Raw genomic sequence first — 20,548 nt, 5'->3', positions numbered from 1 at the left:
GTCCCATACCCCCGGAGGTGTGGTCCGCATCACGCCGAAAACATACCGATCGGTACGATCCGAACTGCACCCCTAGCGGTTCCGTTAGGGGCGAAGGCGCACCGACCTGTGGAAGGCTGAACGCGTGCCGGACGATGCGGAATGGTTGCCACCAGCGGGGGACGAGAGCGCGGACTCGGCCGCTGAAACTCGCAGGCTGCGAGTACTGGCCCGGCGGGCGCTGGTGATCGCCGCGCTGTGGCTCCTGGCCGCCGGGGGCGCGTTCACCGGGCTCGTCCTGTACGCATCGCCGGCCGGCACCCTCCTGCGGGAGGGCGTCCAGGTGCCCGGAACGGTGCTCGAGTTCGATCAGCGCCCGCGACGGATCCACGTCGAGTACTCCGTGCGAGGTGAAGCGCACTTCGCGTCCATTCCGGTCAGCTCGAAACAGCGCTACGTCGAAGGCTCGCCGGTCACGGTGGTCTACGACCCGGCCGACCCGTCCCACGCGCGCACGACGCTGGAGGACGGCTTGGACCCCCGCGGGATCGTCCTCTTCTGGATGTTCGGCGTGGGTCTGCTGATCGCGGTGGTCCTCAGCCTGATCGGCTGGGGCCGCTGGTCGCTGCGGTACCGGGCGGTGCAGCGCACCGGCTGGCGCCCGGCGGCGGTCACCGTCCGGCCCGACCTGGCCAGCCGCTACCGCCACCGGCCGGACCTGCACGTCGAGTACCGCGACGGGAGCCGGGCCGAGCTGCGGGCGACGCTGTCGAGCCACGGCAGTACCTGGTTGCGGCACCAGGAGAGCCGCCCGGCGTGGGTGGGCGGCTCGGGCGAGGAAATGGTCGTCCTCTTCGACACCGACCCGCGGCCGTACGCGGTGCCGGCGTACGGCAAGAAACCCCGGACGTGGCCGGGAAAGTAACGAGACGCGCGCCGAGCGCGACTGGGAAGACGGATCGTCGTCGACGAGGGGTGGCCGCGCATGGTGCTGGCCGGCGTGGGCGGCTGGCTGGTCCAAGCCCTGCCCGACATCACCAGCAACCTGATCGCGGCGGCCATCGGCGGCGTCCTGGTCTGGTCGGCGACGAACGCTCGACGGCGCTTCAGCCTGGCCGGCGCGCGCAGGTTCTGGCGGGCGGTGGGCGGCCGCCACCCGCTGATCGTCCTGGGGGCACACGACTTCGGACCGCGGCGGCGCTGGGCGAGAGCCGGCGTCGTGGGCATGGGAGACATCGGGGCCCTGGTGGAAATCGAAGCCCAGCTCCGCAAGCTGGGCCGCACCGGGAAGATCCTCGAGTCCCGGCAACTGCCGCCGGCCGACCTGAGCGCGGACCTCGTCCTGATCGGCGGCCCGCTGGCGAACACGGTGACGGCGACGATGCTGGCGAAGCTGGGCGAAGTGATCTCGTACGGTTTCGCCGAAGACCCGGACCACGCGGCAGCGGTGGTGCGGGACCTGAAGTCGGGTCGCGCACTGGCGCCGCAGTACGACGAGCCGGGCTATCCGGTCAGTGACTACGCGTTGATCATCCGGGCACCGAACCCGCTGGCCCCGGAGACGTCCGAACTGGTCATCGTGGCGGGGTGCTTCGAACACGGCACCGCGGCCGCGGCGGAGACGCTCGGCGAGCGGAAGTTCCTCCGCATGGTGCGGAAGTTGAAGCACTTCGAGGCACTCGTCGAGACGACCGTCGTGAACGGTACCCACTACCACACCGAGGTCGTCGAGATCCGGCGCATCCCGGCGGGATGACGCCGGCCGGGTCACCGGTCGTCTTTGGCCACCGCCGCGAACCCAGCGCGGACAGCGTGCCGCCCTCCGCTTGAAGAGGGTGTTCGCCGGTGACCGGGCCGGGCCGGCGCCGTCCGGCACTCGTTGACCACCGCGCCCGGCATTCCGTAGGTTCGACACCGAACGAGGAGGTCCGGCTTGAGCCACCTGGTGCGATTCACCGACGGAACCGGCGACACCCGAATCGGACTGCTCGACGGCGAACAGCTGAAGCCGCTCGGCGTGCAGTCGATGGGTGACCTTCTGCGCCGCCCCTTGGCCGAGATCCGCGAGCTGACCGAAGCCGCCGGTGAACCCGTGTCCGGGGCTCGCCTGCTGCCTCCGCTGGACGGGCGCATGGAGGTGTGGGCCGCCGGGGTGACCTACCTCCGGTCCGAGGAAGCGCGCCGCGAAGAAAGCGCCGATCAGGACGTCTACGCCCGGGTGTACCGCGCGGAACGGCCCGAGCTGTTCTTCAAGTCCGCCGCCTGGCGCGTGGTCACCGACGGCGAACCGATCGCCATCCGCGCCGATTCCGCCAACGACGTGCCCGAACCGGAACTCGGCCTGCTGCTGACCGCCGCCGGGGAGGTCGCCGGGTACCTGGTGGTGGACGACGTCAGCTCCCGCAGCATCGAAGGCGAGAACCCGCTGTACCTCCCGCAGGCCAAGATCTACACCGGTTCGTGCGCGGTGTCGGCGCGGGTGCGGCCGGCGTGGGAGGTGCCGGACCCGCTGGCGCTCGGCCTCCGCATGCGCATCCTGCGCGACGGTCACGAGGTGTTCGCCGGCGAAGCCAGCACCGCGCAGCTGAACCGCGAACCGGCCGGGCTGGTCGAGTACCTGTGGCGCGACAACGACTTCCCCGACGGCGCCGTGCTCTCGACCGGCACGTCCGTCGTGCCGGGCCTCGACCAAGGGCTACGGGCGGGAGACGTCGTCGAGATCGAGATCGACGAGGTCGGCTCCCTGCGCTCGCCCGTGGTGCTGGGCGCGGACGAGGTGCGCCGGGCGCTCGCCGCACGCTGAAGCCCCGGTCAAGCACGCCGAAAAGCCGAGGTCAGCGGCGTGCCGCGGGAAAGTCGGGCCCGACGTTGTTAACCTGGGATTCACCTCCGGGCCACCGGATGTGGGAGCCAGGCGAGGGTGGTGGGCGTGCACGACGAACAGCCGGTGGAGCTCGTTCCGCGGTCGGTGGCCGAGCTCGGCGCCGATCCGGCGTGGACGGTCACCCGCACCGGCACGACCGGGCAGTGGCTCACCGCCGAACGCGTTCTCGAACGCGACGGGCACCGGCGGCTCATCGGGCTGACCCCGATCCGGCCCGGCGCCGTCGCGCTCATGCTGTGGGCCGACGGCGAGGTCGTCGAACACCTCCGGGCCACCGAAGCCGAAGCCTGCGCGATCGCGCACCGGTGGGCCGCGGAGTTCCTCGCCGGCAACAGGTGACCAGGCGACCCGGTGACGCGGGGCAGCGCCGTGACGCCACCCCGCGCCGGAACGCCACCCCGCGCCGAGCCCGGCGTCAGCGGACGAAGACCACCCGGCTCACCGCCGCGTGGAACTGATCCGGCACGCCGGCGTAGACCGCCCGCCACACACCCGGACCGCGCACCTGCGCGGCCGCCGAGAACCCGAAAGCGCTTCCGGTCCACTGTGCCTCGACGGTCGCCGCCGTCGTCCAGCACGGCGAACCCGCCGTCAGGTACTCGATCCGGACCGGGATCGCCGGCGGCGTGAAGCGCGGGAAGCCGAGGGTTCCGCTCGCGGTGATCGTGCCGTCCGCGGCCCGGGTGGCCGTGAACGAGGTGAACTCCGCGGGCTGGACCACGACGACGTCCGCGGTGCTCGCGTTCGCCGGCGCGAGCACCTCGTCCGCGGGCAGGAAGTCGGCCCGGTAGTGCCCCGACCGGACCGGGGTCACCGTGGCCCGGTACCGCCCGTTGGCGTCGGTCACCGGCTGGGCGTCGAACTCGCCGCAGAAGTCGTCGGTGCAGTAGGCGATGCCGACGGTCACGCCGGCGACCGGCTTGGCCGCGCTGGTGAGCCGCCCGCTGATGGTCACCGGCGTGCCGGCGTCGACGCGGGTGCTGCTCGTTTGAGCGGTGAGTTTGGTGACGGCCGGGTCGGCGGCCGCGGGGAGGGCACTGAGGGTCAGGACGGTCGCCGCCGCGGCGAGACCGGCCGCGAACCGGGCGATGGAACGGCTCATGGTTTTTCCCCAAGGGTTCTCGAGCGCCGGGAGCCGGCGCTGGCGCCTGTGCTGTCGGAGCGGCCGCGGCCCGCGTTTCCGGACGGCGCCGGTTTTCCCGCGGCGTTCAGGACCCGGCCGTCGGTGCTTCAGCGTCGGCCCGCTTTTTGTCCGGCCGGCACAAAAAGCCCGCAGCCGTTCGGCGCATCCGCGCGGAGGACCGAGTTGTTCACCGACCGGCCGTCGCGCCTTAACGCAATCCCGTTACCACCCGCGCCCGCGTCGGCGATGAGTCCTTTGTGACACGGGGGAAAACGGCGAGCCGGCCGCGCACCGGCCCGAGGTTCCAGCTCGTCCAGACCGAACAGCGGACGGTGCGGTGGCGATTGCTGGGCGGCAACAACGCATCGCTCGGCGCGGGCGCCGCCGAATGCGCGGGCCCGCCGGAGTGCCTGTCCGCGATCGCGCTGCTCAAGGCCCGATTGGACGTGCTGAGCGTGGATTTCCGGCACGTCAGCGGCGGCCGGTGGCGCTGGACCCTGCACTGGGACGGCGAATCGGTCGCGGAAGCCACGCACGCGTACGGGCGGCGGATCGAAGCCCACCGTGGACTGGACCGGTTCCGCCTCGCCGCCGGCACCGCCGGTGTCGAAGACATCGAAACGGTCGTGGACTGGCGCCAGAAGTACCGGCGCAACGCGCCCGGCGAATCCGCCGCGAACCACCGCGAATAGTCCGGATGCGCGGTGAGTTTCCCGGACTTTAACCACCACGACGTCGGGCGGGAACGCGGAAAAGCCTTACCGGACAGCCTGTCGCGAGGAGATGAAGAAGCCGCGGGATCCCGCGGCGAAAATGGGGACTAGAGAAAGAGTGCCAACACGATGCGTGCTCGTACCACTCGTCTTCTCGGGGTGACCGCCGTGGCCGCCGGGGCCGGCCTCGTCATGTCCGGCACCGCCGCGGCCGTGCCGCCGGCGAACGGGAACCCGGAGGTCGTCGCGGCCGTCGGGTCCGACACGATCTTCGGGATCACGGGGGCGGTCTTCACCGACGCCAACAAGCTCCCGCGGACCTGGAACACCGACCCGGACAACTTCGTGAACGTCCCGCCGGTGCTGGCTTCCGGTGCCTCGTTCACCGTCCCGGCCGACATCTTCAACCCGGCCATCACCTACACCAACCCCGGCAACCTGCCGCCCGACGGCTCCGGCGCGGGCAAGGCGGCGCTGAAGGCTTCGGCGGACGCCGGCAACGGCTCCATCGACATCGCGCGGTCGTCCTCGGGCCGGGCCACTTCGGACCCGTCCACCTTCGAGTACTACGCGTTCGCCCGGGACGGCGTGACGTGGTCGTCCTCGTCGACCGGTGCCGGCGCGGGCCTCACGCTGACGCTGACCCAGCTGCGCGACATCTACAACGGCACCATCACCAACTGGAACCAGGTCGGCGGCACCAACGCGGCGATCCAGCTCTACCTGCCGCAGCTCGGTTCCGGCACGCTGAGCTTCTTCACCGGCACGGTCCTCGGCTTCGACCCGGCGACCATCCCCGGCCTGACGGTGAAGCGCTTCCAGGAGCACGACGCCACGACCATCGCGGCCGCCGACCAGGCCACCGCGATCGCGCCGTTCTCGATCGCGGCGTGGGTGGCCCAGGGCAACGCCGTGGTGCCGAACAAGCGCAACGGCTACACGGTCAACAAGCTGACCGGCGCGGGCTCCGACGGCGCCCCGGTGTCCGGCTCGGCGGGCAGCTACGCCCCGGCGTTCGCGGACGCGTTCCTCGGGTCGCGCCTGGTCTACCACGTGCTCGACACGCGCAGCCGCTCCTACAGCGCGGCCAAGCGGGGCGTGGGCTTCGACCCGACCGACACGGCGACGACGGCCAGCCCGCTGTGCGGCGGCAAGCTCGCGGCGACGATCGTCAAGTACGGCTTCAAGACGATCACCGGCACGGGCACGCTGACCTGCACCAAGTCCTGACGCGGTAACGAAAGGGGGCCCGGCGCCGAGTGCGCCGGGCCCCGCTCGCGTTTCCGGATCTTTGCTGCTGCGCGGCCAGGCTTGCCGCGCCGAGATTCACCCACGCTGGGCCAGGCAAAGGCCGAGCGGGTACGGGCCCGCCTGCCAGGGCCGGGTTCGAGAAGGTCGCGAATGACTCATTCGGGACCTCCCACGTCCCGAATGAGTCATTCGCGGCACCACAGGTGACTCCCAGGCCCGCGGCGACGGAAAGGGCCCGGCGCGCGCAGCGCCGGGCCCCTTCTCGCGTTTTCAGGCCCAAGCCGGGAACAACCGCCACAACGACAACGCCGCCAAGGCCGCCAGCGCCACCAGCACCGGAGCCGTGATGACGTACGTCGACACCGGGCGCCAGCGCCGGTACAGCAGCGTCGCCCCCGCCGCCGCCACCACGAAGCCGCCGAACGACAGCACCACACCCGCCCACGCGCCCGCGTCGCCAGTGCGGCCGTCCTGGGCGTCCGCGCGGCCGTTCTGCGGGGTCGGGCGGAACGGGCGGCCCTCCAGCTTCGCCGTCACGACCGTGGCCTGCGACCCCGCCAGCGGCCACCACGACGTCGACGTCACCAGCGTCAACCGGTCGTCGTCGGTCTTCCCGTAGTCGCCGTCCTCGTCCAGCGCGCGCGAGACCACATCGGACACCCGGTACACCGACACGCCCTGCGGGGTCGCGACGACGACCTCGGCTCCCGGCGCCAGCCGCGCCAGGGACGCGAACGGCCCGCCGTAGCCCGAGTACCGCCCGACCACCGCCGAGTTGCCCGGCTGGCCCGGCCCGGACGTTCCCGGCACGTGCCCCGGCCCCGACGCCGTCTCCGAACTCGACACGCCTTCGACCACCACCTGCCGCAGCTTCAGCGACGGCACCTCCAGCACCGCGACCGGCGCGCCGAACTCGACCGGGGTCGTCGCCGGCGCCGCCCCCAGCAGGCTCTGGCTCGCCCCCAGCGCCCGGTCCATCTCGCCGCGGATCCCGGCCAGCGCCGCGCGCTGGTCGCCGCTCTGGACCATCGGGCCCAGTGCGTACACGACCAGCGCCAGCGCCACGACCGCCGTCACCAGCCAGGCCACCACCGTCGTGGCCAGCCAGCCCGGGCCGAACCGCAGCGCGCGCTCCTCCTCCACCGTCGTGGTCATGCCACGCGTCCGAAGCGCAGACGCACCGCGAGGACCCGGCGGTGCAGCCACGGCGGCACCGGACGGCCCGCCGTCGCGTACGCGGTCAGGGACGGCAACGTGGCCAGCACCAGCAACGCCAGCAGCGGGATCAGCGCGCCGAGCACGCCGGCCCCGGAGAACGGCGGGATCGCGACGGCGTCGGCTAGGTTCTTGGCCGCCAGCACGCTCGCCTGCGTCGGCACGGCGGCCGGCGCCGGTCCGGTCGCGGCCGCCGGCGACCCCGCCGGAGCGGACGCGGCGACCGGCGTCGCGGTCCCGCCCGAACTTCCGGGCGCGGGCGGGTTCTGCGCGTTTTCCCGCTCCTCGCAGGCGCCGGCGGCCGTCCCGGTCCCGACCTTCGCCGCACGCGCGTCGGCGACGCCGGCCAGCGCCGGCGTCAGCGGGGCCAAGCCGGGCGCCAGCGCGCCCTGCCCGCCGTGGCGTGCCATCGCCAGCACCGTCGCGAGTTCGTCCTGCTTGGGCTTCAGCGGCGCGCAGTTCGCGTCGACGAGCGGGTTGACCGGCGCGGCGAGGTACTCCGCGAAGGTCAGCGGATAGGCCGCCGGGTCGGTCGCGGTGCCCGGCCGCAGTGTCCCGTCCGGGCCCTCAGTCATGCTGCCGGCCGCGGCCTGCAGGCTCGCTTCCGTCGGCTCGACGAACCGCCCGCTCGCGTTCGGCAGGGCGACCGGCCGCCAGCCGTACGCGCGAGCCGTCGCGAGATCGGTGACGACCCAGTTGAGGCAGCCGCCGAAGCAGGCCGCGCTCGTCCCGGTCATCACGCTGTCGACGGCCTTGCGGACGGCGAGCTGGCCGACCTTGGCGTCGACGTTGTGCTGGGACTTGTCGGTCGGGTCGAGCGCACCGAGGTCGGTGATCACGCCGGGCGACTTCCCGGCGGCCTTCCCGTAGACCTCCGTGAGGTTCGGGAACTTCCACTCGGCCGTCTTCGCGAGCACCGTGCTCAGCACGACCGGGACCGTGCCGGCGCCCGCTTCCGCGGTCGTGCCCCAGAACAACGCCGTCGGGTCGGCGCCCGCGCGGACGACCGGGTTCAGGAACTCGCTGGGCACCGGCGACGCCTGGACCTTCTCGAGCGACGGGTTCCGCGCGACGAACGCGGAGCCGTCCCGGAAGATGCCGCCGCGGCCGGTCGTGTCGGGGTTCTGGCCGCCCTGGCTCAGCATCAGGGCCAGCTCGCCGGCGGTCATCGAGAACGTGTCGGCGACCTGCGAAGTCAGCGGCGACCCGTTGTCGTCGGTGTCGGTGGGCGACCAGCCGGTCGTGGCGAGGACGGCGGCGTTCAACCCGACCGGGACGTACTCCCGCGACCGCACGGTCTGCGAAGCGAGCGCGCCGCCGGAGCCGGTGACCGCGACGTCGGAGGCCCCGGTGTCGAAGGCCTTCAGACCCGAGTCCTCGGTCTCGCCGACGATCGTGGTCGGCTGGACGCCGCCGGTCGGCGCGCACAGCAGCTGGTTCCACGCCACCGCGGTCCGCCCGAAGCGCTCCGGCATGCTGGCGTTGAGCGTTTGCGGGCCGATCCCTCCGCAGCCCCGCACCGCGAGGCCGGGCGCGGCGGGGCTGAAGACGCGGGAAGTGTCGAAAACGTCGAAGAAGTTACCCGCGGCGTCGGCTCCGACGATCTCCAAAGTCAAGGCGCACGGCGAATTCTCGTCGCACGAGTACGACCACGACCGCGTCCGGATCTGGCCGTCGGGCGACACCGCCGGGTTGTCGGCCCAGGGGAAGTTCTCACTCTTGTCGAAGTTGGTGTACTTCGGGTCGAAGCCGACGAAGCCCGGCTTGGACTGTCCACGCGGGACGGTCACGTCGAACACGACGTCGCCGCTGGTCCGGCTGCGGACCCGGGTGACGTTGTGGGCACCGGATCGCTGACCGGTCAGCTCGTCGCTGAACTCCTCCGAGCAGTAGCCGCGCACGCGCGAGCCGAAGTCGTGGTCCGGCACCCACTGCAGGGCCCCGGTGGAGAAGTCGGGCTTGAGCAGGTTGTCGGGCAGCTGGGTCGGGCACACCTTGAGCACCGCGACGCTGCCGGTGGGCAATCCGGAGACGACGACCCGCAGCGGGTCGCCGTCCTGGACCCGGGACAGGTCGGCGGGCTCGGTCTTCAGGGTGTACGCGGGGGGCGCGGGCGGGTTTTCCTGGGCGAGGGCCGGCGGGACAGCGCTTCCCAGCACCGCCAGGACACCGCAGGCGACGACCAGGCCCACCCGCCGCAGCAGGACGAAAGACACGGAGAACTCCCGGTTCCAGGGCAGGCGAAACGGCACGGCGCACGCCGTGCCACCCCCAACCTCCCGGAGGCGCGCGCCGCGGTGCGAGGGGTCCGCGAGGTCATTCACGCACGCCCCGTCGGGCGTTCCCCGCGCGTACACCTTTTCCCGGCGGCCGCTGTGAATACTGGCCGGCGCAGGGGCGCTGCCTGCTGCCCACGATCCGCCGCTCCCAGGAAAGGCCCCTCGTGACCGTCGTGCTTCCCCGGGCCGTCGCCGACCTGCCGTCGCGGGCCGACCGCGCGTTCCGGCGGGTGACCACCGGCGCCGGCCTCGCCATGCTTGCCATCCTCGTCGTGATCGGGTTCTTCCTGGTCTACCGCTCGGGTCCGGCGTTCGAGGCCAGCGGCTTCGGCTTCTTCACCACGATCAAGTTCGACGCCGCCAACAGCGCGCTCGGCGTGCTCGGCCTGCTCTACGGCACGGTCGTGGTGGCGCTGATCGCGGTCTGCGTCGCCGTCCCGCTGTCGATCCTCGCCGCGCTCTACATCACCGAGTACGCGAGCGGGCGGCTGCGCGGTTTCCTGACCGGGCTGGTCGACCTCCTGGCCGCGATCCCCAGCCTGCTCTACGGCCTGTGGGGGTTCAGCTTCCTGGGTCCGCAGGTCGTCCCGGTTTCGGCGTGGCTGACGGACAACTTCGGCTGGTTCCCGCCGTTCGCGCACAAGGAAAACACGTTGTTCCTCAACTCGATGTTCATCGCCGGGCTGATCGTGTCGCTGATGGTCCTGCCGATCACGACGTCGGTGATCCGCGAGGTCTTCACCCAGACCCCGCCCGGCGAAAAGGAAGCCGCGCTCGCCCTCGGCAGCACCCGGTGGGGCATGGTGAAGACGGTCGTGCTGCCCTTCGGCCGCGGCGGCATCATCGGCGGCTCGATGCTCGGGCTCGGGCGCGCGCTCGGCGAGACCATCGCGGTTTCCCTGCTGCTGCCCCAGGTTCCGCAGATCACCACGCACGTCCTGCAGTTCGGCGGCGCGACGATCTCCGGGTTCATCGCGAACAACTCCGGCGCGTCCGGGCTGGCGCTGAGCGGGCTGATGGCCGCCGGGCTGGTGCTGTTCGTGTTCACCCTGGCCACGAACTTCACCGCGTCGGTCATCATTTCGCGCAGCCGCTCCGGTGCGGGGGTGGACGCCTGATGACCGCGACGCTCCCCCGCCCGGCCGGTACGCGGCCGCGCCCGCTCGTGAAACGCCGGACCGCGCAGGTGACCCGGGCCGACCAGCTGGCCGCGCTCGGCTGTGCGGTCTCGGCGGTGCTGCTGACCTGGTTCGTCCTGCACCTGCTGCTGACCTCGCCCGGCTGGCTCGCCGACCTCGTCGTCGCCTACGGGCTGTACCTGGCGATGCTTTACGTCGTGACGCGCGACCGGCTGGGCCGGCTCGCCGCCGCCGACCGACTGGTCTCGACCATCGTCGTCACCGGCGCGATGGGCCTGCTGGTGCCGCTGCTGTTCCTGCTCGGCTACATCGTCGTGCACGGCCTTCCCTTCCTGCGCTGGGGTTTCTTCGGCCACGACATGTCGACGGTCGGGCCGACCGACCCGGTCACCGCCACCGGCGGCCTGCACGCGATCGTCGGCACGCTCGAACAGACCGCGCTGACGCTGGTCCTGGTCGTCCCGCTCGGCCTGCTCACGGCGATCTTCCTCAACGAGACGCGGTCGCGGTTCCGCCGCCCGGTGCGGATCATGGTCGACGCGATGAGCGGCCTGCCCTCGATCGTCGCCGGCCTGTTCGTCTACGCGGCCCTGATCATCCCGGGCATCCAGGCCGGCGTCGGGTTCTTCAGCTACAGCGGGTTGATGGCGACGCTGGCGCTGACCATGGTCATGCTGCCGACGGTCACGCGCACGATCGACGTCGTGCTGCGGCTGGTCCCGGACGGGCTGCGGGAGGCGTCGCTGGCGCTGGGCGCGAGCCGCGCCCGGACGGTCTGGTCGGTCGTGCTGCCGACCGCGCGCACCGGCGTCACGACCGCGGTGATCCTCGGCGTCGCCCGGGTCGCCGGCGAGACGGCGCCGCTGCTGTTCACCTCGTTCGGCGCGGTGTTCCTCAACGCCGACCCGTTCACCGGGCCGCAGGAGAGCCTGCCGCTGTTCGTCTACCGCTACATCAAGGAACCGCTGGAGAACGTCCAGCAGCGCGGCTACGTCGGCGCGCTCGTCCTGATCCTGCTCATCTTCGGCCTCTTCGCCCTCGCCCGGCTCGCCGGGCGGGACCGGTCGAAGCGCCGCGCCCGGCGGAGCACCGCGAAACGATCCCAGGAGAACCGGTGACCGACACCACCACCGAACTGTCCCCTGTAGACAGTGCGCCCGCGGTCCGGCTGACCGGCGGCCCGCCGCCGGGCGCCGCCGAGCTCGAATCCCGTGGCGTCGCCGCGTGGTTCGGCGACCGCCTGGTGCTCGAGGACGTCTCGCTGCACATGCCCGCGCGCGAAGTGACCGCGCTGATCGGGCCGTCCGGCTGCGGCAAGTCGACGTTCCTGCGGATCCTCAACCGGATGCACGAGCTGGTGCCGTCGGCGAGCCTGGCGGGCGAAGTGCTGCTGGACGGCACGGACATCTACGCCGACGGCACCCGCGCCCAGCACGTCCGGCTGCGGATCGGGATGGTGTTCCAGAAGCCGAACCCGTTTCCCGCGATGTCCATTCGGGACAACGTGCTCGCCGGGCTCAAGCTGGCCGGCGTGAAGTGCGACGACCGGGACGCGCTCGTCGAGCAGAGCCTGCAGCGCGCCGGGCTGTGGCGCGAAGTCCGCGACCGGCTGAGCTCGCCCGGCGGTGCCCTGTCGGGCGGGCAGCAGCAGCGGCTGTGCATCGCGCGGTCGCTGGCCGTGCAACCGAACGTGCTGCTGATGGACGAGCCGTGCTCGGCGCTCGACCCGACGTCGACACGCCGGATCGAGCAGACGATCGCCGAGATCGGGCACGAGGTCACGGTCGTGATCGTCACGCACAACATGCAGCAGGCCCAACGGGTTTCGGACCACTGCGCGTTCTTCCTGGCGGCGGAGAACGAGCCGGGCCGGGTGATCGAGCACGGCCCGACCGAGAAGATCTTCGGCTCGCCCGAGGACGAACGCACCCACGACTACGTCAACGGGCGGTTCGGATGACGCGCAAGATCGCGGCGCTGGCCGTGACCGTGCTGAGCCTCCTGGTGTTCGCCGCGCCGGAAGCGTTCGCGCTGGACAAGATCACCGGCTCCGGCTCGACCTACGTCGGCCCGGCCATGGCCGACTGGCAGAACGGCGCGAACTCCCGCGGTGTCCCGGTGAACTACGCGACCCGCGGCTCCCCCACCGGCGTCAACCAGTACGGCGACCGGACGGTCGACTTCGCCGGCACCGAAGCCGAGATCACGTCGCTGATCGCGGCGGGCGGCGGTGGCCAGTCCGCGGAGCAGCGCGGCTACCAGTACGTCCCGGACGTCGCCGGCGCGGTCGCGGTGATGTACAACGTGATCGACGCGGCCGGCAACAAGGTCGACTACCTGCACCTGACCCGCGAGGTGGTCGGCCGGATCTTCACCCGTGACATCACGCGCTGGAGCGACCCGGCGATCAGCGCCACGAACGGCGGGAAGGCGTTGCCGGACCAGCCGATCACGCTGCTCGGCCGCACCGGGCAGTCGGGTACCACGGCGTTGTTCTACGACTTCGTCGCGCACACCGCGCCCGGGCCGTACCAAGCCTTCGTGAAACGCAACGAAGGCACCGGGATCGGCCCGCTGCCCGACGGCGTCCGGCCGATCCAGCTGCCCTACAGCGGCCCCGACGCCGACTTCTACAAGCTGTTCGCCGACTCCGAGCAGATCGCGCAGGCGGTCGGCAAGGGCAGCGTGCCGTTCTCGATCGGCTACGACGAGTTCAGCTACGCGCTGCGCTACCAGGCCCCGACAGCGTGGGTGGAAAACCAGGCGCACCAGTACACCCAGCCGTTCGCGGAGAACATCGCCGCCGCGCTGACGAAGGCCGAGCTGCGGCCGGACCTGAGCCAGAAGCTCGACGGCGTCTACGCGAACCCGGACCCGAAGACGTACCCGATCTCGGCGTACTCCTACCTCATGATGCCGTGCACGACCGGCCGCGACACCTGCCGCGGTGGCTACGACGCAGCGGGCAAGACCGGCACCATCACGGCGTTCCTGGAGCACATCGCCTGCGACGGCCAGGTCAACATGGCCCGCATCGGCTACTCGCCGCTGCCGCCCAACCTGTCGCAGGAGATGATGAACTCCAACGCGCGCCTGACCGGCAAGCCGGCGAAGCAGCTGAACGCGGGCAACTGCGCGAACCCGACGTTCCACGGCGGCCTGGGAGCGGGCGCGACGAGCCCGCCCGACCCGTTCGAACGCATGGGCGGCGTCCAGCAGCTGACCAACCCCGACAGCCACGGCCCGGACAAGTCGGCCGGCCCGTCCTCGTCGGCCGGCACGGCGACCGCGACGGCGACCCCGGACGACGACCTGGCCAACGGCGGCTCGAAGAACTGGCGCGACGCGGCCCCGGCCGCCTACGACCACGGCGGCGACCCCGGCTTCGGCGGCTGGGCGGTACTGGTGCTGGCGGCGGCCATCGTGGCGCCGCTGGTGGTCCGCGGGGTGGTGCGCCGGCTCCGGCGCTCGTAGCCGCGCGGCCTCGCCCGGCGGGCCAGTAGCGCCAGCAAGGCCAGGTCGAGCAGCAGGAACGCGCGTTCGACCAGCCCGCTGATGCCGTGCAAGCCGTCGACGAGGAAGGTCGCCACGAACAGCCCGAGCAGGCCCAGCGCCGCGGCGGCCACCAGCCGGCCTGCTTTGCCCAGCGTGAAACCCGCGGCGGGCAGGGCCGCGAAGATCAGCAGGGCGACGTGCCGGTGGATCAGGCCGTGCCAGGTCAGCGGCTCGCCCACCGGTTCCTGCGGGAACACCGCCAGCAGCCCGAGCCCGACGCCGGTGAGCGCGACGAGCCGGCCGGCCAGGACGGCGCCGGTGAGCCGCAGGGCCGCGGCCGCGGCGAGCGCGCCGGAGCCGACGGCCAGCATCGCGACGCCGACCAGCCGGGCGCCTTCGGCCGTGTGGACGTATTCGCTGAACGTCGTGGTGAGCGGGTCGACGGCGCCCGCGTTGGCGGCTTCGACGTAGACCGCCACGCCGAGACCGCACAGCAGCCAGATGTACGCCGCGGTGGTGAGCAGGCGGAGGGTTCTGTCCATGTCCCGAGGCTGGCGGTTCGGGGTCGTCGCGGTCATCCCGCCGGAGCGGGCGTTTCCGCGTCACCCCGCGGGGTCGTGCCGGGTAACCCCACGGACTACGGGACTTTCCCGGAAGCGCGACGCGGGCGGCTCGGGCTAGCTTCGGACGCATGGTCCGTTCCCTGGTGTGGGCGCTGGTCACCGGCAAGGACGGCGACCTCCTGCCGCCCGCGCGGTGGTGGCGTGGCCCGGAGTGGCTGAAGGCGCTCGGGACCACCGGCCTGCTCGCCCTTCTCGCGGCCACCAGCTACAGCGCCTGGTCGCGCTACCTCGACGGCGACCTGCCGCTGGTGTTCGCGCTGCTGGCGCTGCAGGCGCTGCCGCTGCCCCTGGCCGGCCGTCACCCGCTGACCGCGCTGCGGCTCGCGGGACTGGGCATGCTGGTGGCGTGCTACGCGGTCCGGCGGGGGCTGCCCGGACCCGGTGCCGGCCTCGCGGACTGGCCGCTGCAAACGCAGTTCCTCCCCTACCTGCCCCTGCTCGCCCTGGTGCTGGCCCGCACCCGCGGCCGGGAAGGCGCGGGCATCGCGGCCGTCGCGGTCCTCCTGGCGGCCGCGACCGGGATCGTGCAGGAACCGCGGGCCGGGGCGAAGACGCTGGTGTGGGCGTTGATCGTGGCGGTGACGACGATCGCGGTCGGCTACGCGCTCCAGCAGCGGCGGCGCGCGTTGACGACGGCCGACGAGGAGCGCGGGAAGCGCACTGTCCTCGAAGAACGGACCCGCATCGCCCGCGAGCTGCACGACATCGTCGGGCACCACCTGACGCTGATCACCCTGCGCGCGGACAGCGCGCCCCACCGGGTACCGGACGTGTCGGAAGCCGCGGCAGCCGAGCTGCGTGCCCTCGGCCAGGCGGCACGCGAGGCACTGGAGGAAACGCGACGGCTCGTCGGCGTGCTTCGGGAGGAGGGCGCCCGGCCCGAGCGCGCACCGCAGCCGGGCGCGGCCGAGCTGCCCCGGCTGGTCGAGCGGTGCCGGGAGTCCGGCCTCGACGTCCGCGCCCGCCTCGAGGTCGGCGAACCGCCCGGGACGGTCGGGCTGGCGGTGTACCGGATAGTGCAGGAAGCGCTGAGCAACGCCCGCCGGCACAGCCCCGGGTCGGCGGTGTCGGTCGACGTCACCCGGGCGGCCGGCACGGTTTCGATCGTGGTGGAGAACGGCCCGGCCGAGCGGACACCCCCGCCAGGACGAGGGGACGGCACCGGGCTGGCCGGGATCGCCGAGCGCGCCGGTTCACTCGGCGGCACGTACGAAGCCGGACCCCGGCCCGACGGCGGCTTCCGGCTGGCTGTCACCCTGGCGACCCGCGAGGAGGTGGCGCCGTGACGACGGTGTTCGTGGTCGACGACCAAGCCATGGTGCGCGAGAGCCTCGCCGCGCTGCTCGACGCCCAACCGGACCTGGCCGTCGTCGGCCAAGCCGCCGACGGTGCGGCCGCCCTGGCGGCCATCGCCGCCCTCACCCCGCCCCCGGACGTCGTGCTGATGGACATCCGGATGCCCGGGATGGACGGCCTCGAAGCCACCCGGCGGCTGCTGGCGGGCCCGGGACCGCGGGTTCTCGTGCTCACGACCTTCCACCTCGACGAATACGTCTACGAGGCACTGCGGGCCGGGGCCGGCGGCTTCCTGCTGAAGGACGCCCCGGCCGCCGATCTCGTCGCCGCGATCCGGGTCGTCGCGGCCGGCGACGCGCTGCTCTCCCCCGCCGTCACCAAGCGGCTCATCGCCGACTTCGTCCGCGCCGCCCCGGCTCCGGTGGTCACCCCGGCGGTGCTGGAGTCCCTCACCGAGCGCGAATCGGAGGTCCTGCGGCTGATCGCGAAGGGACTGTCCAACCGGGAAATCGCCGCCGGCCTGGTGCTTTCTGAGCAGACCGTGAAGACCTACGTCGGCCGCATCTTCGCCAAGCTGCACCTGCGCGACCGCCCGCAGGCGATCGTGCTGGCCTACGAAACCGGGATCGTCACACCGACGGGCGCCGACCGAACCGGATGACGGCGCAGGGTGTCCTCGTCGCCGGGCAGTCCGTGAATCCTTTTTGTTCACCTCACGTTCATTTCCCGGTCGTCTCATAAGGAGGCTCCCCACCCGGAAGGTGCGCGATGACCACGTTGGACACCATGGCCTCCGAGCAGCTCGACACCCACTTCGCCCAGCTCGAGGACCGCTTGGGCCACGACTACGCGGACGTCACACGGACCCGGCTGCACGCCATGGTCGACCACGAACGCGCGCGCTTCGCCGGCGCGCGCATCCACGCCTTCGTGCCGATCCTGGTCGAGCGGGCGGTCCGGGCGGCGCTGGCCACTACTTGAAGATCGCGATGGGGTGCACGACCAGCTCCCCGTGGTGCGGGTCCCAGTCTTCGACGCGCCCGAGGCACTGGGCGTGGAACGTGCCCTCCGGGACCTCGTCGCGGAAGCCGCGGGTGCCGCAGCGGAAGCGCACCCGGCGCGCGGCCAGCGGGTCGGCCGGGTCGCCGTACGCGGCGATGAACGTCGTGCCCGGCTCGTCGGACGGGACCCGGCGGAACAGGCCGCGCATCGACACGAACGCGTCGATCCCGCGCAGCCGCGCCGTGCGCAGCCGCGTGCTGTCCGGGCCGTCGGCCCAGCCGAGCGCCGTCACCAGCGCCTTGTTCTGCACCAGCTCCTGCTTGACGAGGTTGACGTAGACGATGTCGTCGCGCTTCTCCAGCACTTCCATGACCATGCCGATCACGGTGATCGGCTCGGCCCGCTCGATGTACCGGCTGAACACCTCTTCGGTCTTCTTCTGCTCCCCCGCGCCTTCGCCCGCCGGGAACTTGATCTTCCCGCTGACCGACCGGCCGCGGCTGGTGCGCTTCTCGATCTCCTTCTCCAGCGCCTCGCTGTAGCGGTCCTGCTGGTAGAGGCCCATCACCGAGTTGTGGTGCAGGTAGAACGCGATCCCGCTGATCGGCCCGGTCCCCTGCCTGCTCCGCGCGCGGCGCCAGTGCCGGACGAGGATCGCCGCGGCGGCCAGCACGAGCAGCAGCGTCGCGATCCAGACGCCCCACCAGATTCCCCACTTGCTCCAGTAGAGGGAGCTGTCACCGGCAGCCACGGGTCTCCTTGAAGGCGTCGAGCAGGGACGTCGAGGTCGCGTCGGTCAGCCGGCCGCCGGTCGCCTGCGCGACCCGGCCGAGCTCGGCGCCGTCCGCCTCCCCGAACCGCACGGCGTAGGTGTGCACTCCGGACGGCGTCGGGCGGCGCAGGAACTCGTCGGCGCTCAGGCCGGCGTTGTTCTCGCCGTCGGTCATCAGCACGATCGACACGGGCTCGGTCTTCGCGAACTCCGCCGCCCGGTCGTAGGCGTGCGCCAGCGCCGACCAGACCGCCGTGGCGCTGTCGAAGTCCGCGGCGTCCAGGAAGCCGCGCACCGCGGCGAGGCCGGCTGGGCCGTCGGCGACGAAGTCGCGCTCGCCGAGGATCCGGCCGCCGAACCGGATCACCGTGATCCGCTCGCCGCGGTAGAACCGCTCGAACTCCGCCGCGCCGGCCCCGGTCAGCGCGTCGAACGCCGCGCGCACCGCGGCGATCCGGCCGCCGCGCATCGAGCCGGAGAAGTCGAGGACGAACAGGACGTGACCGGGCACGCGGCCGCGCGGGTCCGCGTAGTACGCGAGCAGCTTGTCGACGACCTCCTGGTCGTCGGGGAAGTACAGCGCGGTGCCGACGCTCTTCGGCAGGCGCGGCTCGAGCGGCACGCCTTCGGTGGCCGGGCGGCGGAGCGTGCGGTCCATGATCTTCCGCTGCGTCTCCGGGCGCTTCAGCCATTCCGTGACGCGCTCGTACGCGGCGCGCTTGCCGGGATCGAGCAGCAGCAACGGGTACTCCGACTGCATGATCCCGTCCCGCGGGTAGATCAGCTCCAGCGGCGCGGCGAGCTTCCCGCTCGCGTTGAGCGAGAGCAAGGTGGACTCGTAGCCGATCACGGCGTCGGCGTCGCCCTGGTGCGCGGTGAAGAGGGCGGCCAGTTCCCGGGAGCTGTCCGCGGTGAGCGACTGCCCGGCGCGGAAGCCCCGCAGCCGGTCGCAGGCGACGTCGCGCGGCCGCAGCGCGGCGCCGGTGCCCGCGGCCGCCGTGGCGACGCCGACCAGCGCGGACAGCCCGCTGGCCGACCGGCCGGGGTCGGCCAGCGCGAACCGCAGCGTGCCCGCCGCGGCGGCGTCGGCGAAGTCGGCCCAGGTCACGTCCGGGTGCCGGCTCCGCAGCGCGGCCGCAGCCGCCGGCTTCACGCCGATGACGATGGGCGAGAGCATGATCCGCGTGCTCGCCGGGCGTTCGCCGGCGAAGCCGGACTGGCGCAGCTTCAGCTGGAAGTACCGGTCGGTGGACAGCCACGCGAGGTCGTGGCGGTACTGCCCCGGCGTGAGCGCGGTGCCGGCATCGACGGTCCCCTGGAGGTCGAGGTCGAGCCGGATCCCGGTGTCCGCGCGGAGTTCGTCGAGGATCGGCCCGAGATCGGCGAGCTCGGAGCTGGCCAGCACGCTCAGCCGTTGCTCGGCCGTCCCGCCGGTGCACGCGGTCGCCGCCAGGACCACGCCCAGCACCACCGCGAGAAGCCGCTTCACCGGCAGTCGCCGACGGTCTTGATCATCTCTTCCAGCACCGGGTTCGCCGGCAGCGGCGTCGTGCTGTCGTTGTCCGCCTGCTGCGGGGTCGGCAGGCCCTGGTCGGCGAGGAACTCGTACAGCCGGCCGCTCTTGTTGCTCCCGGCCGGGGTGGCGACGCCGAAGCCGAGCTCCATCGCCCGGCGCTGCAGATCCGGGTCGGAGGTGATCAGCTCGCCGAGCCGGTCGGCCTCCGGCCGCAGGGGCACGAACTGCGGTTTGGTCAGGATGTTGTCCTTCGGGTACAGCAGCACGTGGTCGGAGTCGGGGCGGCCGGTCGCGGCCTTGATCCGCAGCTGCTGTTCGAGGTACTGGTGTTCGTAGATCACCACGATCGGCTTGTCGCCCTCGGCGAGGTTCCAGTACGACTCGGAGAGGTCGGCGGAGGAGAAGCCCTGCCGGTTCAGCAGCGGCTTGATCCGGTTGGCCAGGTCGTGGGCGCCGGTCAGCGTGGCCGGTCCGGCGGCGGTGCCCGGCGGCGCCGGGTCGGCCAGCGGCACCTGCCTGCCGTTCTCCAGGTACGCGATCAGCGTCAGGTAGGTCGCGCCGGAGTTGGAGTCGCAGACGTGCGAGGTCTGGGCGAGCACCAGGTTGCTGTTGTTCACCCCTTGGATGCCCAGGGAGTTCCAGGTGGCGCCGTCCTTCATCGCCTGCACGAACTTCCCGGTGTCCAGGGTGTAGTAGAGCGGTTCGCCGGGGCCCTGCGGCACGGACGCGATGCCGTTGCGCCGCAGCGCTTCGGCGTACGGGCGGTAGGTCGCGAGCACGATCGGGCTGGTGAACGGCTGGCGGATCGTGCCGCCCAGCACGTCGGCGCGGGCCGTGCGGACCAGCCCCGCGGCCGGCTCGCCGGAGAGGAAGACGAAGTCGTACTGGTCCAGGTCGTGGATGGCGACGTCCCGCGAGCCGGTGCGGGTCACGTGCACCCGGATGTGGTGGTCCATCAGGAGTTCCCGGACCTGCGGATCGGCGAAGAAGTCCGCCTTCGAGCCCATCTTCCCGGACAGGTCCAGGGTCCGTTCGAAGGGGACGAGGATCGTGCCGGACACGAGCAGGCTCACCAGGCCGGCGACCGCCAGCGCCAATACCGGGCCGAAGGAGCGCAGGAAGCCGCGCCGGAGGAAGAAGGCCGACGGGCGGGGCTGGACCGTGAGGTGCGGCTCTTCCAGGGTGGGGCTCTCGGTCGTCACCGAATCAGACCTCCGGGCGGCTGCGCCGCGGGAAACGGACGTTTCTCCCGGGAAGTCTA

20 protein-coding genes are annotated in these 20,548 nt (G+C 72.2%); 13 read left to right on the top strand and 7 right to left on the bottom strand.

Annotation, left to right across the window (positions count from 1 at the left end):
* Nucleotides 1–124 precede the first annotated feature (124 nt).
* The 4 genes from ACIQWX_RS15285 to ACIQWX_RS15270 all read left to right on the top strand — a co-directional run bounded on the left by ACIQWX_RS15285 (nucleotide 125) and on the right by ACIQWX_RS15270 (nucleotide 3,202).
* Nucleotides 125–904 (top strand): DUF3592 domain-containing protein, encoded by a 780-nt coding sequence (locus tag ACIQWX_RS15285; RefSeq protein WP_400870249.1) that lies wholly within the window; start codon nucleotides 125–127, stop codon nucleotides 902–904.
* A gap of 60 nt (nucleotides 905–964) precedes the next feature.
* On the top strand, nucleotides 965–1,735 hold the full coding sequence (locus ACIQWX_RS15280) for a hypothetical protein (protein ID WP_400870246.1): 771 nt from the start codon (nucleotides 965–967) through the stop codon (nucleotides 1,733–1,735).
* 177 nt (nucleotides 1,736–1,912) lie between these two features.
* Entirely contained in the window at nucleotides 1,913–2,782 is an 870-nt protein-coding gene (locus tag ACIQWX_RS15275; protein ID WP_400870244.1) for a fumarylacetoacetate hydrolase family protein, read from the top strand.
* Nucleotides 2,783–2,908: 126 nt separating this feature from the next.
* The gene (locus tag ACIQWX_RS15270; protein ID WP_400870241.1) at nucleotides 2,909–3,202 is read left to right on the top strand and encodes a hypothetical protein; all 294 of its coding nucleotides are present in this window, start codon (nucleotides 2,909–2,911) and stop codon (nucleotides 3,200–3,202) included.
* A 76-nt stretch (nucleotides 3,203–3,278) separates the two neighbouring features.
* Here the strand turns inward: ACIQWX_RS15270 and ACIQWX_RS15265 are convergent, their stop codons facing one another.
* Complete coding sequence (locus ACIQWX_RS15265; RefSeq protein ID WP_400870238.1) at nucleotides 3,279–3,965, bottom strand: hypothetical protein; 687 nt, start codon at nucleotides 3,963–3,965, stop codon at nucleotides 3,279–3,281.
* A gap of 278 nt (nucleotides 3,966–4,243) precedes the next feature.
* Here ACIQWX_RS15265 and ACIQWX_RS15260 point away from each other — a divergent pair, with 278 nt between their 5' ends.
* Both ACIQWX_RS15260 and ACIQWX_RS15255 read left to right on the top strand, forming a co-directional pair.
* The gene (locus ACIQWX_RS15260; RefSeq protein WP_400870236.1) at nucleotides 4,244–4,678 is read left to right on the top strand and encodes a DUF1508 domain-containing protein; all 435 of its coding nucleotides are present in this window, start codon (nucleotides 4,244–4,246) and stop codon (nucleotides 4,676–4,678) included.
* Between the two features lie 180 nt (nucleotides 4,679–4,858).
* Nucleotides 4,859–5,929, top strand: coding sequence for a PstS family phosphate ABC transporter substrate-binding protein (locus ACIQWX_RS15255; RefSeq protein ID WP_400870233.1), 1,071 nt, complete (start codon nucleotides 4,859–4,861; stop codon nucleotides 5,927–5,929).
* A gap of 291 nt (nucleotides 5,930–6,220) precedes the next feature.
* Here ACIQWX_RS15255 and ACIQWX_RS15250 read toward each other — a convergent pair whose 3' ends face one another.
* On the bottom strand, nucleotides 6,221–7,105 hold the full coding sequence (locus ACIQWX_RS15250; protein ID WP_400870230.1) for a sortase: 885 nt from the start codon (nucleotides 7,103–7,105) through the stop codon (nucleotides 6,221–6,223).
* A complete protein-coding gene (locus ACIQWX_RS15245; RefSeq protein ID WP_400870227.1) occupies nucleotides 7,102–9,381 on the bottom strand; it encodes a hypothetical protein in 2,280 nt (759 codons plus the stop codon). The genes ACIQWX_RS15250 and ACIQWX_RS15245 overlap by 4 nt, the downstream gene beginning before the upstream one ends.
* A 227-nt stretch (nucleotides 9,382–9,608) precedes the next feature.
* On the opposite strand from ACIQWX_RS15245, the gene pstC reads away from it, so the two are divergent.
* The 4 genes from pstC to ACIQWX_RS15225 are packed head-to-tail and all read left to right on the top strand — an operon-like array spanning nucleotide 9,609 to nucleotide 14,057.
* Nucleotides 9,609–10,562, top strand: coding sequence for a phosphate ABC transporter permease subunit PstC (gene pstC / locus ACIQWX_RS15240; protein ID WP_400870224.1), 954 nt, complete (start codon nucleotides 9,609–9,611; stop codon nucleotides 10,560–10,562).
* The gene (gene pstA, locus ACIQWX_RS15235) at nucleotides 10,562–11,701 is read left to right on the top strand and encodes a phosphate ABC transporter permease PstA (protein ID WP_400870222.1); all 1,140 of its coding nucleotides are present in this window, start codon (nucleotides 10,562–10,564) and stop codon (nucleotides 11,699–11,701) included. Before pstC ends, pstA begins: the two co-directional genes overlap by 1 nt.
* A gap of 50 nt (nucleotides 11,702–11,751) precedes the next feature.
* Nucleotides 11,752–12,543: a phosphate ABC transporter ATP-binding protein gene (locus tag ACIQWX_RS15230; protein ID WP_400875770.1), complete on the top strand. Its 792-nt coding sequence runs from the start codon at nucleotides 11,752–11,754 to the stop codon at nucleotides 12,541–12,543.
* Nucleotides 12,540–14,057, top strand: a complete 1,518-nt coding sequence (locus ACIQWX_RS15225) for a PstS family phosphate ABC transporter substrate-binding protein (protein WP_400870219.1) — start codon at nucleotides 12,540–12,542, stop codon at nucleotides 14,055–14,057. The genes ACIQWX_RS15230 and ACIQWX_RS15225 overlap by 4 nt, the downstream gene beginning before the upstream one ends.
* On the opposite strand, the gene ACIQWX_RS15220 is transcribed toward ACIQWX_RS15225, so the two are convergent.
* Nucleotides 13,943–14,620 (bottom strand): DUF998 domain-containing protein, encoded by a 678-nt coding sequence (locus ACIQWX_RS15220; RefSeq protein ID WP_400870216.1) that lies wholly within the window; start codon nucleotides 14,618–14,620, stop codon nucleotides 13,943–13,945. The genes ACIQWX_RS15225 and ACIQWX_RS15220 overlap by 115 nt on opposite strands.
* Before the next feature lie 149 nt (nucleotides 14,621–14,769).
* Here ACIQWX_RS15220 and ACIQWX_RS15215 point away from each other — a divergent pair, with 149 nt between their 5' ends.
* The 3 genes from ACIQWX_RS15215 (at nucleotide 14,770) to ACIQWX_RS15205 (ending at nucleotide 16,978) form a co-directional block, all read left to right on the top strand.
* Nucleotides 14,770–15,987 (top strand): sensor histidine kinase, encoded by a 1,218-nt coding sequence (locus tag ACIQWX_RS15215; RefSeq protein ID WP_400870213.1) that lies wholly within the window; start codon nucleotides 14,770–14,772, stop codon nucleotides 15,985–15,987.
* The gene (locus ACIQWX_RS15210; protein WP_400870210.1) at nucleotides 15,984–16,658 is read left to right on the top strand and encodes a response regulator; all 675 of its coding nucleotides are present in this window, start codon (nucleotides 15,984–15,986) and stop codon (nucleotides 16,656–16,658) included. Before ACIQWX_RS15215 ends, ACIQWX_RS15210 begins: the two co-directional genes overlap by 4 nt.
* Nucleotides 16,659–16,765: 107 nt before the next feature.
* Entirely contained in the window at nucleotides 16,766–16,978 is a 213-nt protein-coding gene (locus tag ACIQWX_RS15205) for a three-helix bundle dimerization domain-containing protein (protein WP_400870207.1), read from the top strand.
* Here the strand turns inward: ACIQWX_RS15205 and ACIQWX_RS15200 are convergent.
* Genes ACIQWX_RS15200 through ACIQWX_RS15190 form a run of 3 tightly spaced genes read right to left on the bottom strand, consistent with a single transcriptional unit; the run spans nucleotide 16,971 to nucleotide 20,489 of the window.
* Nucleotides 16,971–17,750, bottom strand: a complete 780-nt coding sequence (locus ACIQWX_RS15200; RefSeq protein ID WP_400870204.1) for a hypothetical protein — start codon at nucleotides 17,748–17,750, stop codon at nucleotides 16,971–16,973. The two genes, ACIQWX_RS15205 and ACIQWX_RS15200, sit on opposite strands and share 8 nt — an antisense overlap.
* Nucleotides 17,737–19,260, bottom strand: a complete 1,524-nt coding sequence (locus ACIQWX_RS15195; protein ID WP_400870201.1) for a substrate-binding domain-containing protein — start codon at nucleotides 19,258–19,260, stop codon at nucleotides 17,737–17,739. The genes ACIQWX_RS15200 and ACIQWX_RS15195 overlap by 14 nt, the downstream gene beginning before the upstream one ends.
* Nucleotides 19,257–20,489, bottom strand: a complete 1,233-nt coding sequence (locus ACIQWX_RS15190) for a hypothetical protein (RefSeq protein WP_400870198.1) — start codon at nucleotides 20,487–20,489, stop codon at nucleotides 19,257–19,259. Before ACIQWX_RS15190 ends, ACIQWX_RS15195 begins: the two co-directional genes overlap by 4 nt.
* Nucleotides 20,490–20,548 lie beyond the last annotated feature (59 nt).

It is taken from the genome of Amycolatopsis sp. NPDC098790, assembly GCF_044759945.1.
Lineage (GTDB): Bacteria > Actinomycetota > Actinomycetes > Mycobacteriales > Pseudonocardiaceae > Amycolatopsis.
Note: the sequence above shows the minus strand (reverse complement) of the source record. Positions and strands in the feature narration are given on the sequence as shown.

Coding starts and splice junctions, on each gene's coding strand:
- pstA (WP_400870222.1), top strand. CDS start 10,562: ATGACCGCGACGCTCCCCCGCCCGGCCGGTACGCGGCCGCGCCCGCTC.
- ACIQWX_RS15205 (WP_400870207.1), top strand. CDS start 16,766: ATGACCACGTTGGACACCATGGCCTCCGAGCAGCTCGACACCCACTTC.
- ACIQWX_RS15220 (WP_400870216.1), bottom strand. CDS start 14,620: ATGGACAGAACCCTCCGCCTGCTCACCACCGCGGCGTACATCTGGCTG.
- ACIQWX_RS15225 (WP_400870219.1), top strand. CDS start 12,540: ATGACGCGCAAGATCGCGGCGCTGGCCGTGACCGTGCTGAGCCTCCTG.
- ACIQWX_RS15215 (WP_400870213.1), top strand. CDS start 14,770: ATGGTCCGTTCCCTGGTGTGGGCGCTGGTCACCGGCAAGGACGGCGAC.
- ACIQWX_RS15265 (WP_400870238.1), bottom strand. CDS start 3,965: ATGAGCCGTTCCATCGCCCGGTTCGCGGCCGGTCTCGCCGCGGCGGCG.
- ACIQWX_RS15280 (WP_400870246.1), top strand. CDS start 965: ATGGTGCTGGCCGGCGTGGGCGGCTGGCTGGTCCAAGCCCTGCCCGAC.
- ACIQWX_RS15250 (WP_400870230.1), bottom strand. CDS start 7,105: ATGACCACGACGGTGGAGGAGGAGCGCGCGCTGCGGTTCGGCCCGGGC.